Here is a 14,384-nt window from a genome sequence, read left to right as displayed (position 1 = left end):
AGAGCGTTGTTTTTGCATGGATAGGGTATTACTCAGGGACCTGAAAAAGCAGGATAAGTATACCAAGTTTTTTAAGCAGTGGAAGGAGCAGGAGTTCCAGGGAGAAATCGATGAGCAAAAGCTCAAGATGGAACTGGAGGCTCTTGGCAAGTCCATAGGAATGAAGGAAGGTCTTGTCTTGGCCTGCTTTGACTATCGGAATCTCACTCTGGCTTTTTTCACCGGAAACGTGGAAGAATTGACTGGCTATCCGGCAGCCATGTTTCGGAACCAGGGGATGGAGACCGCCATGGCAATGATCCATCCCGATGACCGACCTGAGCTTTTTCGATTTCAGCAGATTGTATTTGAGGCCTTTCATACGCTCTCGCTCACGGAGCGGCATACTTTCGAATTTTCCTACACGACGAGGTGGGTTCACAGAAGCACCCATGAGGTAATTTGGATGACCTCAAAGGTCAGACCTTACGTCATCGATGAGGCGGGCAATTTTATCATGGATCTCCATATCATCGTACAGCTTTCCGTTCCTCCCAAATCGAAGGGTTACGATTGGAACTACACTTATACCAGTGACGGGGGTTCAAAGATTTTTGTAAGCAAAAACTCTCCAGTAGATCGGGCTATTAATTTGACTTTCAAGGAACGTCAGATTGTGGGCTTTATTCTAGAAGGAAAGGAGTCCAAAGAAATAGGCGAAATATTGGCGATCTCCATCAATACTGTAGCTACACATCGAAAGAATATCCTGAGGAAACTCGGCGCGAGAAATGTGGGAGAGATGGTCAAGATCCTGGCATCCTACGATTTTTGAAAAGGACTGTAAATCAGTCCATCTTGCTAAATCTCCTCAATTTTGGAAAAAAATTATTTAGTGCTGACTTGTAAAATTACATTTGAGGCTTACCTTTGCATCCACAATTCGACCAGAACACGTCTGGGGAATTAAAATAAGCGAGAGTAGCTCAGTTGGTAGAGCACGACCTTGCCAAGGTCGGGGTCGCGAGTTCGAATCTCGTCTCTCGCTCCAGAAAGCCCTTGCAAAAGGGCTTTTTTATTTCAGGACGTTTCTAATTTTGGATGTCTGAAGCTCTACTCCAAGGTAGAGAAAGCCGGGATGGTGGAATAGGTAGACACGCAAGACTTAAAATCTTGTGGCCATATCGGCCGTGCGGGTTCGATTCCCGCTCCTGGTACATAAGCCTCGCCCCGATAGTTTCGGGGCGGGGCTTTTTGCTTTAGAATTTTCACAAAAAACCCGCTGGGTCCAGCGGGTAGGTCTGCGAGAGGTTGTTCTCAATTATTTCTCCAAAATCCCCTTCAGATCCGCCGGAGAATAAGCCACGGATTTTAACGTCTTTCGATCGCCTTCTCTGAACACGAGGAATAAGTCTCCTTCTTTTTCATAAAAACAAGATGTGCCTTTGGCTTCGTAGTGGGCGACGGTTGCTTTAGCTTCTACTTCAGTTTTACAGGCCTTGCTCATGTTCGAGCGCTGCACTTCGTCAAAGAGCGTCTTGAATTTCTCTCCCAAGCCAAATTCCAGAATAGCCCCCGACAACACATATTGTAGGTCGCAAAGCGCATCAGCAATCTCGACGATATCCTTGTTTTTGATCCCTTCTTCCAGCTCTTTCAATTCTTCCGCCAACAGGGACACTCGAAGATTACAACGAGTTTCGGAGGGAATGGTCGGTTCTGGAAGGACAGGATGTTTAAAGGTCTCGTGGAATAAAGCTACAGAGGTGAGGGACTTGGGGTCTTGCATGATTGTAATAAATGATTGCCCGAAATAAATGAAAAAAGACCGGTTTTCCGGTCTTTCAAACGTTGATTTGTCCAATCAAATTACATGGAAGCGGCTGCAAATCGCTCCGCGACGGTATTCCAGTTGATCACGTTCCAGAATGCAGTCACATACTCTGGACGTCTGTTTTGATAATTGAGATAGTAGGCATGCTCCCAAACGTCCAATCCCAGGAGGGGAGTACCCTTAAAATCGGAGACATCCATCAGAGGGTTGTCCTGATTGGGAGTTGAGCCAACGGCCAGTTTCTTGTCTGCGCCTACAACAAGCCATGCCCAGCCCGATCCAAAGCGGCTTTTCGCAGCTGCATCAAACTGTGAGACAAATTCATCAAAGCTTCCAAAAGATGCGTCAATTGCAGCGGCCAGTTCTCCATCAGGTTTCCCTCCGGCGTTCGGTGCCATCACTTTCCAAAAAAGTTCATGGTTATAATGGCCGCCCCCATTGTTTCTCATTTTGACGGAATATTTCGAGATCCCAGCAAGCACGTCTTCAAGGGGTTTGTTGGTGTCCACGGCTTCCTCACCAATGGCCTCGCCAAGACTTTTTGCATAGCTGGCGGCGTGTTTGGTATAGTGGATCTCCATGGTTTGCGCATCAATATGCGGCTGAAGAGCTGCAAAGTCATAGGCGAGCGGGGTCTGGGTAAAGCTGGTTGCCAATACCGCTGTGTCGTCTCCTTTGACTTCCCCGGAGCAGGCACTCAATATGCCCGTCCCTACTAGGCCTACTGCCAGGCTCGCCTTGGAGGTATTGGACAAAAAAGCTCTACGCGACAATCCATTTTCAAGACTATTCATGGTGTTATTAATTTGGTTTACGTTTCCATTTAAACAGCTGAAATTAGCCAAACTGGGCGGGATTAAAAATTGATAATCAGACAATCCGTCCGAATTCCTGACAACTTGGTTATGTTTGCAGTTGAATGGACTCTTGGAAAAGTTTTTGACGGGAGTAGTGAAAATAATCGGGAATGGAAGTGACATTCTATAAATATCAGGGTACCGGCAACGATTTTGTCATGATAGACAATCGTGACGAAGTCTTTGATCTGGGCAATTTGGAGCTAGTCAGAAGGCTTTGCGACCGCAAATTCGGGATAGGATCTGATGGATTGATCGCCATCCAAAACCATCCGGACTACGACTTTGAGATGGTCTATTTCAACGCAGACGGAAGCCAGAGCATGTGCGGAAACGGCGCAAGGTGTGCGGTAGCCTTTGCATCTTTCTTGGGAACAATTGGCGCAAAAACATATTTCCTCGCTATCGATGGACCGCATGAGGCAGTTTTGGCCGGGGGAAATGTGGAACTCTTGATGGGTGACGTCAAGGAAATCGAAGACAAATCAGGTGACTTCTTTTTGAACACAGGATCTCCACACCATATTCGATTTGTGGAGCAAGCCGAGAATTATCCCGTCTTTGAAGAAGGAAAAGCGATTCGCTTTGATGCAGGATATGCTCCAGCAGGCACCAATGTCAACTTTGTACAGCCGCTGGCCGAAGACGAGGTCTTTGTCCGTACCTATGAGCGGGGGGTCGAAAATGAGACCCTCTCCTGTGGGACAGGCGTCACGGCTGCCGCTCTAGTCTATGGTTCACAGCGCTTACAAAACAGCGTGAAAATCAACACTCTTGGTGGGAAATTGTCCGTGAAGTTTCATTCCAATCCTGATGGATCCTTCAGTAAAATTTGGCTCATAGGCCCTGCTGAGCAGGTTTTCTCTGGAAAAATAAACATTTAAAAATCCTTTTTTGGGCCCTACGCCCAGAAGGGTATCGATTACCAATTCTAACAAAAACGGCTTACTTTTAAGCCCCCTAATCGGGAATCCATACAAAGACATGCTAGATTTTATTGCAAAGGGATTGGCCAAGGTTTTTGGCACCAAATCCGACCGAGATATCAAAGAACTCCTTCCAAAAGTGACTGAAATCAACCAGGTTTTCCAAAACCTGCAAAGTCTGGATGATGATGGATTGAGACTCAAAACCTACGAAATCAAAGAGGTGATCAACACCCGTCTGAAACCAATCGACGATAAAATCGCCGATCTAAGAGGGCAGATCGAAGCCCTTCCCGCACAGGCCATTCACGAAAAGGACCAACTCTTTAACGAAATCGACAAACAGGAAAAAGGCCGTGATACCGAGTTGGAGAAGGTCTTGGAGGAAGTAATGCCGCAGGCTTTTGCCGTTGTGAAGGAGACTGCAAGACGGTTCAAAGAAAATGGTAAACTGGTCGTGAGCGCCACTATGCGCGATCGTGAGTTGGCCGCTTCCAAGCCCAATGTAGAAATCGAAGGCGAGAGGGCGATTTGGCACAATAAGTGGATGGCTGCCGGCACAGAAGTGGTGTGGGACATGGTCCACTATGATGTGCAGCTCATCGGTGGGATGGTCCTTCACAAGGGGAAAATCGCCGAAATGGCAACTGGTGAAGGTAAAACGCTTGTTTCCACCCTGCCGGCTTTCTTGAATGCACTAGCAGGAAGAGGTGTTCACATTGTTACCGTGAACGACTATCTGGCCAAGCGTGACTCCGAATGGAATGCTCCACTTTTTGAATTCCACGGTCTCACAGTAGACTGCATCGATAAATACCAGCCAAATTCGCTCGGAAGGAAACGAGCCTACGCCTCTGACATCGTTTACGGTACCAATAACGAATTTGGCTTTGATTACCTAAGGGACAACATGGCCCGGGAAGCAGGCGATCTAGTCCAAGGCAAGCACCATTTTGCGATGGTCGATGAGGTTGACTCGGTATTGATTGATGATGCCAGAACTCCATTGATTATTTCCGGCCCAGTGCCTAGAGGCGATGTGCATGAGTTTGACCAGATGAAGCCGCGGGTAGCCACCTTGGTGGACGAGCAGCGTAAACTGGTTCAGGGCTTTTTGTCCACTGCGAAAAAGCAAATCGCAGACGGAAACGACAAAGAAGGCGGTTTGGCGCTCTTCAGGGCATATAGAGGTATTCCAAAGTATAAACCCCTGATCAAATACCTCTCTGAACCGGGTATCCGCGTCATCCTTCAAAAAACAGAAAACTACTACCTCCAGGACAACAAAAAGAATATGCCGGAGGCGGATGAGCCGCTTTTGTTTACCATCGACGAAAAGACCAATGTGGTGGACTTGACAGACCGCGGTATTGAGACGATGACCACCAAAAACGAGGATCCAAGCTTTTTTATCCTCCCTGACATAGGGGTCGAAATCGCAGAGCTGGAAAAAAGCACCGAGCTCGATGACAAGGAAAAACTTATCAGAAAGGAAGAAGTGATTAAGGACTACGGAGTGAAGGCTCAGCGTATTCACACCGTAAACCAGCTCCTGAAAGCCTATTGCATGTTTGAGCGGGATACCGAATACATCATCGTAGATGGTAAAGTCAAAATCGTAGACGAGCAGACCGGTCGTGTGATGGAAGGCCGACGCTATTCCGACGGATTGCACCAAGCAATCGAAGCGAAGGAAAACGTAAAAGTGGAGGACGCCACCCAGACCTACGCGACGATCACCCTGCAAAATTATTTCAGAATGTACCACAAGCTGGCCGGTATGACCGGTACGGCGGAGACTGAAGCGGGTGAATTTTGGGAAATCTACAAGCTTGACGTAGTTGTCATTCCTACCAATAAGCCAATCATCCGAGCTGACCGCGAGGACAAAGTTTACAAGACCGTCCGAGAAAAATTCAACGCGGTTACAGATGAAATCAACGAATTGGTAGCTGCGGGCAGACCTGTACTGGTGGGTACCACTTCCGTAGAGATTTCCGAAGTACTCAGCCGAATGCTGACATTGAAGAAAATCCCGCATCAGGTTCTCAATGCAAAGCAGCACGCCCGTGAAGCGGAAATCGTGGCCGAGGCTGGTAAGCCGGGTACCGTCACGATCGCCACCAACATGGCTGGTCGAGGTACGGACATCAAATTGACCGCTGAGTCCAGAAAAGCAGGCGGTCTGGCCATCATAGGTACCGAGCGTCACGAATCGCGCCGAGTCGACCGTCAGCTTCGTGGTCGATCCGGACGTCAGGGGGATGTGGGATCTTCCCAGTTCTTCGTTTCTCTGGAAGACAGCTTGATGCGTCTCTTCGGATCGGACCGTATTGCGAAACTGATGGACCGAATGGGTCTGGAAGAAGGCGAAGTGATCCAGCACAGCATGATCACCAAATCCATCGAAAGAGCACAGCGCAAGGTCGAAGAAAACAACTTTGGAACTCGTAAGCGACTGCTTGAGTACGACGACGTGATGAACTCACAACGTGAGGTAGTCTACAAGCGCCGTCGAAATGCGCTGAAGGGCGACAGACTTGAACTGGATATTTTGAACATCCTTTTTGATGTCTGCGAAAGTCTGATCGACATGGGCAAGTCAACGGACAACGCCGAGGATCTGAGGATGAACATTTTCACCACTTTGGGTGTGGATTACCACATTTCTGACGGTGATCTTAAGTCAAAAGACGCGGCAAAACTGACTCAAGAACTCTATGCGGTCGCTTTTGAAACCTATGTCAAAAAGAACGATACAATAGCCTCTACTGCGCTTCCGATTTTCAAGCGGGTGCAGGAAGAGCGCGGCGCTACCGTGAAAGATATCATGGTACCGATCTCCGACGGAGTCAAGCAGATTGGAGTCGTCACCAATTTGGAAGCTACCATCAACACCGAAGGGAGAGAATTGATCAGGTCGATAGAAAAGAACGTTTCTCTAGCGATCATTGACCAAAACTGGAAAGAGCATCTTCGAGATATGGACGACTTGAAGCAGTCTGTACAAAATGCCGTTTATGAGCAAAAGGATCCCCTGTTGATCTACAAGTTTGAGGCCTTTGAGATGTTCAAGAGGTTTATCGGTAAGCTGAACGAAGACATGATTTCGTTCCTTTCCAGAGCAGATCTGCCGAGACAAGACCCCGCCCAAGTACAGCAGGCTCAGATGCAGCGTTCTGCAGAGCCAAAAGTTCAGACTTCGAAAGAGGAGGTGGCAAGCTCTTTGAATCCAGGAGCGAACCGGGCAGCTGCCGCCGCCGTAAATGCAGGCAGACAGTCTCCACAACCCATCGCTCCGAGGAAAGTCGAAAAGACCTTTGGCAGAAATGACAAGGTGTCGGTGAAATATGCCGACGGTACTACCAAAAGCGATGTCAAGTTCAAAAGTGTGGAGCAGGATCTTGCCGAAGGGAAGTGCGTCGTGATTGATAACTAAAGAACAATGAAAAATATCTGGGTACTTGGTCTTTTGACTATTTTGCTGGGCTGTAAAAGCATGCGTTCCACTTCAGACAGTGGTAGTAGTGCATTTTCCACTTACCAAGAGGACTTAAGTAGTTCTTTGCCCGAGTACCCTGATTATAAAGCACAAACTGTAGAAAGCACCGCCAATACTTCCAGTAGCTCCGCCCAGTCTGTGGATGGACAGCTGGACGAAGTACAGCGTCGGCTGGTTGAAAAGAACAAAGCAGATCCTTATTTCAGCGGCTTCACGGTTTTGGTTTTTTCAGGAATAGACCGTAACCAAGCTTTCAAAACCCAGGATGAGCTGAAAATGTATTTTCCCGATCTCAATCCGGAGATGCAATACCAACAACCTAGGTACTTGGTCAAAGTCGGGCAATACACCTATAAGATTGAAGCCCAAAAAGCCTTCTCCCAGATCAAGGGTCAATTCCCTTCTGCCCGGATCATCCAAGACAGATTTCAGCGAAAAGAATACGTCGCTCCTACCCCAGATTCAAATGCTCCTATCCAAAATTAAGTCGCTAGCCAGCGCATATAAAGAGGAAGTCATTGCAAACCGTCGGCATATACACGCCAATCCAGAGCTCTCTTTCCAAGAATTCAAAACAGCGGAATTTGTCGAATCCAAACTCAGGGAAATAGGTATTTCTGAAATTGAAAAAAAGGCCAATACCGGATGGGCAGCCTTAATCAAGGGCAATAATCCCGATAAAAAAGTCGTTGCGTTGCGTGCCGATATGGATGCTTTGCCGATCATCGAGGCCAATGAAGTTCCTTACAAATCCCAGAATCCAGGGGTAATGCATGCCTGTGGGCACGATGCCCATACAGCCTCCTTGCTCGGAGCTGCCAAAATCCTACATGGGTTGAAAGAGCACTTCGAAGGAACCATAAAGCTCATTTTCCAGCCTGGAGAGGAATTGGTGCCTGGCGGAGCATCCCTGATGATCAAAGACAAAGTCTTGGAAAATCCCCGGCCCTCAAGCATTATCGGTCAGCACGTCATGCCTTTCATCCCGGCGGGAAAAGTTGGATTCCGCCCTGGTATCTATATGGCCAGCACAGATGAGATTTATATTACCGTAAAAGGAAAAGGTGGTCACGGGGCGATGCCGGAGACATTTATCGATCCGGTTTTGATCAGCTCCCATATGATTGTGGCCTTGCAGCAGATCGTGAGCCGTGTCGCCAATCCAAAGATCCCTTCTGTTCTTTCTTTCGGCCGAGTGGAAGCACTTGGAGCGACGAACGTGATCCCAAATGAGGTAAAAATTCAAGGAACCTTCAGGACGCTCGATGAAGCTTGGAGAGGAAAAGCCCATGAAAAAATGCTCCAAATCGCCCACGGTATCGTAGAGGGGATGGGCGGAGAATTGGACTTCGAGATTCGAAAAGGGTATCCTTTTCTGAAAAATGATCCAGAATTGACTGCTCGATCCATGGATGCGGCGAGAGAATACCTCGGAGAAGAGAATGTTCTCGATCTGGACATCTGGATGGCTGCGGAGGATTTTGCATTTTACTCTCAGGAGATCGACGGGTGTTTTTACCGGCTAGGAACGAGAAACGAAGCACGAGGCATTGTCTCGGGAGTCCATACCCCGACCTTCGATATCGACGAGGATGCATTGGAGGTTGGCTGTGGCCTGATGGCTTGGCTGGCCGTTTCTGAGCTATCGAAAGCATAACCATCCCTTAACCCGAAAATGCCGGCGGAGATTTATCTTCGCTTTTTTATTTTCCACTATGAAAAGACTCATTTCATTATCGCTCTCACTTCTGGTTAGTTTGATCCTCACTCAATCGGCCTTTGCATGGGGTCAACTCGGCCACTATGTGGTCGGGTATATGGCGCAAAAACAACTGAAGAAATCCACTTTGAAAAAAGTGAATGAGATACTCGGGCCGATGTCTATCGGGCGCAGCGGCACTTGGATGGACGAGATCAAATCGGACAAAGCCTATGATCACCTCTACTCTTGGCATTACCTGACCAGTGAGCATGGCGAGTTCAATGATACGATTCAGGAAAAAGGAGGCAATGCCTATGAAGCGATCAAACAGCTGAAAGCAGAGCTCAAGGCAGGAAATCTCAGCCCGGAGCAAGAGTCACAAAAGTTAAAAATGCTGATCCATATCGTGGAGGACATTCACCAGCCACTCCATGTTGGTACGGGCAAAGATCGCGGTGGGAATGACCAAAAGGTTGAATATTTTGGGAAAAACACCAATCTCCATTCCGTCTGGGATACGGAGTTGATCGAAGGATGGAATATGAGCTACACCGAGATTGGAGAAGAATTGTTTCGCAGATTGACTTCGGAGCAGATTGCGGCCTACCGATCTTCCAGCCTAGAAGATTGGTTGGGTGAGGCAGTGGCGCTAAGACCTCTGGTGTATAAGCTCCCCGAAAACAAAAAACTTTCCTACAACTACGGCTACGAAACCCGAGATGCTGTGGAAGAGAGACTTTTGGCAGCAAGTGTCAGACTTGCTCAGATTTTGGAAGAGATCTACAATTAAGCAAGTTGATCGCGGAATGACCTTCGCATCCAAGCACCACCACTTCTGAATAAAAAACAACTCATTTGAAGACAAATGAGTTGTTTTTATTGTTTGGCGAGAGGCCTATTTCTCTTTAAATTTTTTCTTAGCGCCGTCTAAAAAATCGATGAATTCCGCGACATCGGTGTTGTAGCCTCTGGGTTTGGCGAGCAATTGCTCCTGATGATCTAGGATGATGTAGTAAGGCTGCGCATTGTTGTTAAACCTCGTAATCTGGAAATCGGCGTTTTGCTTCCCGAGGGTCTTTTTCACTTTTCCGTCATAGGAGGAGGTGTACCATTCATTTTCGGGAAGTTCCAGGCGCTCGTCAATATATAAGGCGACCATCACAAAATCCTCCTTCAGCCTTTTCAATACCTGAGGATCTACCCAGACATTCTCTTCCATCTTTCTGCAGTTCACGCAGCCGTGTCCGGTAAAGTCAATCAAAAGCGGCTTTCCTTCTTTCTTTGCCGCGGCCAGAGCTTGTTCGTAGTCAAAATAACCTGGAATGCCATGGGGAATTTTGAGGATATCCCCATACTTGACCGATTCGCTTGAGCTTCTTTGTTCAGAAGAAACTGCCCCCTCAATCGTAAATTGCTGGGTAGTGATTGGAGGAAGATAGCCGCTGAGGATTTTCAAAGGAGCTCCCCATAGCCCTGGGATCATGTGCACTACGAAAGTAAATGTGAGCAAGGCAAGAAGCAGTCTAGGTACTCCGATATTCTCGAGCTTGGAATCGTGCGGCAGTCGTATTTTGCCCAACAGGTAAAAGCCTAAGGCTGAGAATATCACAATCCAGATTGCCAAGAAGATATCACGATCCAAAATGCCCCAGTGATAGACTAAGTCGGCGATGGATAGGAATTTGAAGGCCAGAGCGAGCTCCAAAAATCCGAGCACGACCTTAACAGAGTTCAGCCAGCCTCCGGATTTGGGTAGTCTCTGCATCCATTCAGGAAAAATCGCGAAAAGCGTAAAGGGAATAGCGAAAGCCAAACCGAACGCAAACATTCCCAGCACCGGCTTGACAAGCTCGCCGCCAGCAGATGAAATCAGGATCGAACCTACGATCGGACCAGTGCAGGAGAATGAAACCAAAACCAAAGTAAAGGCCATGAAGAACACGCCTCCAAGCCCTCCTTTTTCAGCTTTTGCGTCTATTTTGTTTACGAGTCTGGATGGCAGCGTCAGCTCAAACATTCCGAGGAATGCCAAGGCAAATACAATGAAAATCAAAAAGAAAAAGACATTGGGAATCCAATGTGTCGCCAGCCAGTTGGCAAACTCTGGTCCTTGGATCGCTGCGACAGCAGTGCCAGCAACCGTATAAATTGCAATAATCGAGATGCCATAGACAAAAGCCTGGCGAATTCCTTGCGCCCGTGATTTGGATCTTCCGGTAAAGAAACTCACGGTCATAGGAATCATGGGGAATACGCAGGGAGTGATCAATGCCGCCAATCCTGCCAGAAACGCCAAAACCATAAAGCCCCAAAGCGATTCGGTTTCTCCCTCAGCAGTAAAATCATTGACTAAGACGTCTTCTATTTTTGACTCCTCATTTGCCTGTTCAGCTACTTCTCTCACATTTGAGTCCAAGAGAGATTCTGCGTTGTTTTCAGCTTCTTCTGTTTCGGCCAAAGTGAAAGGAGAGGTTTCAGCTTCTTCAGGTGCTACACTTTTGGACTCTTGGGGAGAAGCTTTCGCTGGATTTGCCTTAAAAGAAATCTCGACATCTTCATCAAAATCAACACACTTCATAAGTATGTCAGAGCACATCTGGTATTGAAGCGAGCCAATAAGAGATCCAGAAGTCGATTTTAAGACGACAGGCTGCTCGAATCGGCCTTTTCCCATAAAGTAGGTCACATCCCCTTCCCAAGTCTCATCGTACTTCTTTTTGGGATTGATTGCCTTAAGCGGTCCTGCTACCTCATAGTCGGAAGAATTCTGAGCAACGAACTGTGTCAAAAGCGGTCCCAAATCCTTGTCAAAATCGTTGGAATACACATACCATCCCATGGGGATTTCTGCTTCCATGACTAAGGTTGCCTTTTCTCCAACATGAAGCTCGCTAGGCTCCAGCCTAAAGGTCCATTTTGGCGGTTTGACAAGCTGGGCTTGGGCAAGAAAGGAGTTCAGCAGAAAAACCAGAAGTATAAGGCTTCCGGTTTTGATATTCAATGAAGATGACTGGGTGAATCGGGTCAAAGCGTTTTTGGTCAATTTGCGGGTCAGTTCCTTTGCGGTAAAGCTTACTTTTGATTGAGTTGGCGGAAATGTTTGAAGAACGCAGCAATCGTCTCAATGCCTATGAAGTAGTTTTTTACCCCATAGTGCTCGTTTGGCGAATGCAATGCGTCCGTATCCAATCCAAACCCAAACAAGATTGGATCTGATCCGAGTTCCTTTTGAAACAATGCCACGATAGGAATGGAGCCTCCTTCACGAGTAGGGATAGGTCTTTTTCCGAAAGTCTCTTGCATCGCGGCCTCAGCGGCTTGATAGCCGATGGAAGAGTCTGACACTACTGCCGGTGCACCTCCATGATGTTTTTTCACTTTGACTTTGACGGATTTTGGAGCGATTGCTTTGAAATGATCTTCAAAAAGCGTGGCGATTTCGTGCCAGTCTTGGTCTGGGATGAGCCGCATGGAAATTTTTGCGAAGGCCTTTGAAGGCAATACCGTCTTTGCTCCCTCTCCTGTATAGCCACCCCAAATGCCATTCACATCTAGTGTGGGTCGGATTCCTACCCGCTCGATAGTGGTGTAGCTCTTCTCTCCATGAACTTCCTCGATGTCCAGTTTGTCTTGGTATTCTTTGAGGTCAAAAGGCGCTTCGTTTAGGCGCTTTCTCTGCTCATCAGCTAGCTGCTGGACTTTATCGTAAAAGCCGGGGATGGTAATCTGCTCGTTCTCGTCCTTGAGTGAAGCAATCATTTTGCACAGCACATTAATCGGGTTTGCGACCGCACCTCCGTAAGTGCCGGAGTGCAAGTCACGATTGGCACCGGTGACTTCCACTTCCATATAGGCCATGCCTCGAAGACCAACGGTGATGGATGGATCTTTCATGCTGATCATGTGCGTATCGGAGATCAAAATCACGTCAGCCTTCAGACGATCCTTTTTGGCCATTACGAACGCATCGAGGTTGTCTGAACCTACCTCTTCTTCGCCTTCGATCATGAATTTGACATTGCAGGACAATTCCCCTGTCGCCATCATGGCTTCGAAAGCTTTCACGTGCATGTAAAACTGGCCTTTGTCATCCGCCGAACCTCTGGCAAAAATTGCCCCCTCTGGGTGGATCGTGGTCTTTTTGATCACCGGCTCGAAAGGAGGCGAATCCCAAAGTTCATAGGGATCGGCTGGCTGCACGTCGTAGTGTCCATACACCAAGACCGTTGGCAAGCTGGGGTCAATGATTTTTTCTCCATAGACGATCGGATAACCTGCGGTTTCGCAGATTTCAGCCACATCTGCTCCAGCTTTTTCAAGGGATTCTTTTACAAAATTGGCTGCGGCAAAGACGTCATTTTTAAACTTGGGATCGGCACTCACGGAAGGAATGCGAAGCAAGTCCAGAAGTTCGTTGAGAAAGCGGTCTTTGTTTTTTTCGATAAATGCAGCTGCAGACATATTTGGGTGTTTTAGGATTCTAAAGGCCTCAAAATTATCCCTTTCAGAAGGATTTGCCTAGTTTGGACACTGTTTTATTCCAGTTAGACTAGGCAAAAAAATGAGAGCTGTTATATGTAAAGAGTTTGGACTTCCCGGCACGCTACAGATCAAAGAGATTCCCGATCCAAGCCTTCTTCCCGCCCAAGTTTTGATCTCTGTGGAGGCTTGTGGCGTGAATTTCCCTGATCTTCTGATGATCCAAAACAAGTATCAGATCAAGCCGGGGTTGCCCTTTTCTCCTGGAGGAGAGGTGGCGGGGAAGATCATCGCTGCGGGTTCGGAGGTCGACAATTTTCAAATTGGAAAGCCGGTTATTGCCCTTTGCGGTTGGGGAGGTTTTGCCGAAAAGGTCGCAGTGGACTCGGATCGGGTTTTCCCTTTACCCAACGACGTTCCGGCTAAGCTTGCAGCAGCTGGCCTATATACTTACAGCACTTCTTACCACGCCCTGAAAGATCGAGCCAATCTCCAACCGGGGGAGACTTTTTTGGTTCTAGGTGCATCGGGAGGTGTGGGCTTGGCGGCGGTAGAGCTGGGAAAAATCATGGGATCGACTGTCATCGCGGCTGCATCTTCACAGGAAAAGCTGGAATTGTGTAGGCAAAAAGGAGCGGACCTGTTCATCAATTATACTGAAGAAGACCTCAAATCTCGGATCAAAGAGCTGACAGGCGGAAAAGGAGTAGATGTGGTTTTTGATCCTGTCGGAGGCGATTACACGGAAGCCGCAATTCGAGGGATGGGCTGGAAAGGGCGCTATTTGATCGTCGGTTTTGCCAGCGGGACCGTGCCGCAGATCCCGATGAACCTGCCTCTTCTGAAGGGCTGCTCGATTATGGGCGTTTTTTGGGGGAATTTTTCCCGTGTGGAAGAAACCACCAACCAAGCCAATCTCCAGCAACTCATGGATTGGATCGGAGAAGGAAAACTTAATCCCGCCATCGGAAAGACTTATTCGCTTGAAGAGGCTCCTGAGGCCTTGCAGGCCATTTTGGATCAGAAAGCAGTCGGAAAAGGCGTGGTCTTGATCTGATTTTACCATGAAAATCGAATATGTAACTTTCGATTTTCATGGTAAAAT

At 47.7% G+C, this 14,384-nt stretch carries 11 protein-coding genes and 2 tRNA genes; 9 read left to right on the top strand and 4 right to left on the bottom strand.

What is annotated here, in order from left to right:
• Nucleotides 1-16: 16 nt before the first annotated feature.
• From J0A67_RS15865 to J0A67_RS15855, 3 genes are all read left to right on the top strand, one after another.
• Nucleotides 17-814 carry a LuxR C-terminal-related transcriptional regulator gene (locus tag J0A67_RS15865; RefSeq protein ID WP_206570341.1) on the top strand — a complete coding sequence of 266 codons (798 nt, stop codon included), beginning with the start codon at nt 17-19 and terminating at the stop codon, nt 812-814.
• A gap of 140 nt (nt 815-954) precedes the next feature.
• Nucleotides 955-1,030: transfer RNA gene (locus J0A67_RS15860), tRNA-Gly, on the top strand.
• 81 nt (nt 1,031-1,111) lie between these two features.
• Nucleotides 1,112-1,196, top strand: a tRNA-Leu gene (locus tag J0A67_RS15855).
• Between the two features lie 104 nt (nt 1,197-1,300).
• On the opposite strand, the gene J0A67_RS15850 is transcribed toward J0A67_RS15855, so the two are convergent.
• Together J0A67_RS15850 and J0A67_RS15845 are read right to left on the bottom strand one after the other, a co-directional pair.
• Complete coding sequence (locus J0A67_RS15850) at nt 1,301-1,768, bottom strand: pyrophosphohydrolase domain-containing protein (RefSeq protein WP_206570340.1); 468 nt, start codon at nt 1,766-1,768, stop codon at nt 1,301-1,303.
• An 80-nt stretch (nt 1,769-1,848) separates the two neighbouring features.
• The gene (locus J0A67_RS15845) at nt 1,849-2,607 is read right to left on the bottom strand and encodes a superoxide dismutase (RefSeq protein WP_206570339.1); all 759 of its coding nucleotides are present in this window, start codon (nt 2,605-2,607) and stop codon (nt 1,849-1,851) included.
• Nucleotides 2,608-2,780: 173 nt separating this feature from the next.
• Here J0A67_RS15845 and dapF point away from each other — a divergent pair, with 173 nt between their 5' ends.
• The 5 genes from dapF to J0A67_RS15820 all read left to right on the top strand — a co-directional run bounded on the left by dapF (nt 2,781) and on the right by J0A67_RS15820 (nt 9,590).
• A complete protein-coding gene (dapF, locus tag J0A67_RS15840; protein ID WP_206570338.1) occupies nt 2,781-3,554 on the top strand; it encodes a diaminopimelate epimerase in 774 nt (257 codons plus the stop codon).
• Nucleotides 3,555-3,654: 100 nt separating this feature from the next.
• Entirely contained in the window at nt 3,655-7,035 is a 3,381-nt protein-coding gene (gene secA, locus J0A67_RS15835) for a preprotein translocase subunit SecA (RefSeq protein ID WP_206570337.1), read from the top strand.
• Between the two features lie 6 nt (nt 7,036-7,041).
• On the top strand, nt 7,042-7,584 hold the full coding sequence (locus tag J0A67_RS15830; protein WP_206570336.1) for a hypothetical protein: 543 nt from the start codon (nt 7,042-7,044) through the stop codon (nt 7,582-7,584).
• Entirely contained in the window at nt 7,565-8,755 is a 1,191-nt protein-coding gene (locus J0A67_RS15825; protein ID WP_206570335.1) for a M20 metallopeptidase family protein, read from the top strand. The genes J0A67_RS15830 and J0A67_RS15825 overlap by 20 nt, the downstream gene beginning before the upstream one ends.
• A gap of 58 nt (nt 8,756-8,813) precedes the next feature.
• On the top strand, nt 8,814-9,590 hold the full coding sequence (locus J0A67_RS15820) for a S1/P1 nuclease (RefSeq protein ID WP_206570334.1): 777 nt from the start codon (nt 8,814-8,816) through the stop codon (nt 9,588-9,590).
• Nucleotides 9,591-9,695: 105 nt separating this feature from the next.
• Here J0A67_RS15820 and J0A67_RS15815 read toward each other — a convergent pair whose 3' ends face one another.
• Both J0A67_RS15815 and J0A67_RS15810 read right to left on the bottom strand, forming a co-directional pair.
• Entirely contained in the window at nt 9,696-11,795 is a 2,100-nt protein-coding gene (locus tag J0A67_RS15815) for a protein-disulfide reductase DsbD family protein (RefSeq protein WP_317195067.1), read from the bottom strand.
• A gap of 77 nt (nt 11,796-11,872) precedes the next feature.
• Nucleotides 11,873-13,261 (bottom strand): dipeptidase, encoded by a 1,389-nt coding sequence (locus J0A67_RS15810; protein WP_206570332.1) that lies wholly within the window; start codon nt 13,259-13,261, stop codon nt 11,873-11,875.
• Between the two features lie 100 nt (nt 13,262-13,361).
• Here J0A67_RS15810 and J0A67_RS15805 point away from each other — a divergent pair, with 100 nt between their 5' ends.
• Entirely contained in the window at nt 13,362-14,336 is a 975-nt protein-coding gene (locus tag J0A67_RS15805; protein WP_206570331.1) for an NADPH:quinone oxidoreductase family protein, read from the top strand.
• Nucleotides 14,337-14,384: the final 48 nt, after the last annotated feature.

It is taken from the genome of Algoriphagus aestuariicola, assembly GCF_017254835.1.
Classification (GTDB): Bacteria; Bacteroidota; Bacteroidia; order Cytophagales; family Cyclobacteriaceae; genus Algoriphagus; species Algoriphagus aestuariicola.
The sequence above is the reverse complement of the archived record's forward strand: the minus strand, read 5'-3'. Positions and strand labels throughout refer to the sequence as shown.

Excerpts from the sequence above, each read along its gene's own strand:
- J0A67_RS15825 (WP_206570335.1), top strand. The coding sequence starts at position 7,565 with ATGCTCCTATCCAAAATTAAGTCGCTAGCCAGCGCATATAAAGAGGAA.
- J0A67_RS15830 (WP_206570336.1), top strand. The coding sequence starts at position 7,042 with ATGAAAAATATCTGGGTACTTGGTCTTTTGACTATTTTGCTGGGCTGT.
- J0A67_RS15805 (WP_206570331.1), top strand. The coding sequence starts at position 13,362 with ATGAGAGCTGTTATATGTAAAGAGTTTGGACTTCCCGGCACGCTACAG.
- secA (WP_206570337.1), top strand. The coding sequence starts at position 3,655 with ATGCTAGATTTTATTGCAAAGGGATTGGCCAAGGTTTTTGGCACCAAA.
- J0A67_RS15820 (WP_206570334.1), top strand. The coding sequence starts at position 8,814 with ATGAAAAGACTCATTTCATTATCGCTCTCACTTCTGGTTAGTTTGATC.
- J0A67_RS15845 (WP_206570339.1), bottom strand. The coding sequence starts at position 2,607 with ATGAATAGTCTTGAAAATGGATTGTCGCGTAGAGCTTTTTTGTCCAAT.
- J0A67_RS15810 (WP_206570332.1), bottom strand. The coding sequence starts at position 13,261 with ATGTCTGCAGCTGCATTTATCGAAAAAAACAAAGACCGCTTTCTCAAC.
- J0A67_RS15850 (WP_206570340.1), bottom strand. The coding sequence starts at position 1,768 with ATGCAAGACCCCAAGTCCCTCACCTCTGTAGCTTTATTCCACGAGACC.
- J0A67_RS15865 (WP_206570341.1), top strand. The coding sequence starts at position 17 with ATGGATAGGGTATTACTCAGGGACCTGAAAAAGCAGGATAAGTATACC.
- dapF (WP_206570338.1), top strand. The coding sequence starts at position 2,781 with ATGGAAGTGACATTCTATAAATATCAGGGTACCGGCAACGATTTTGTC.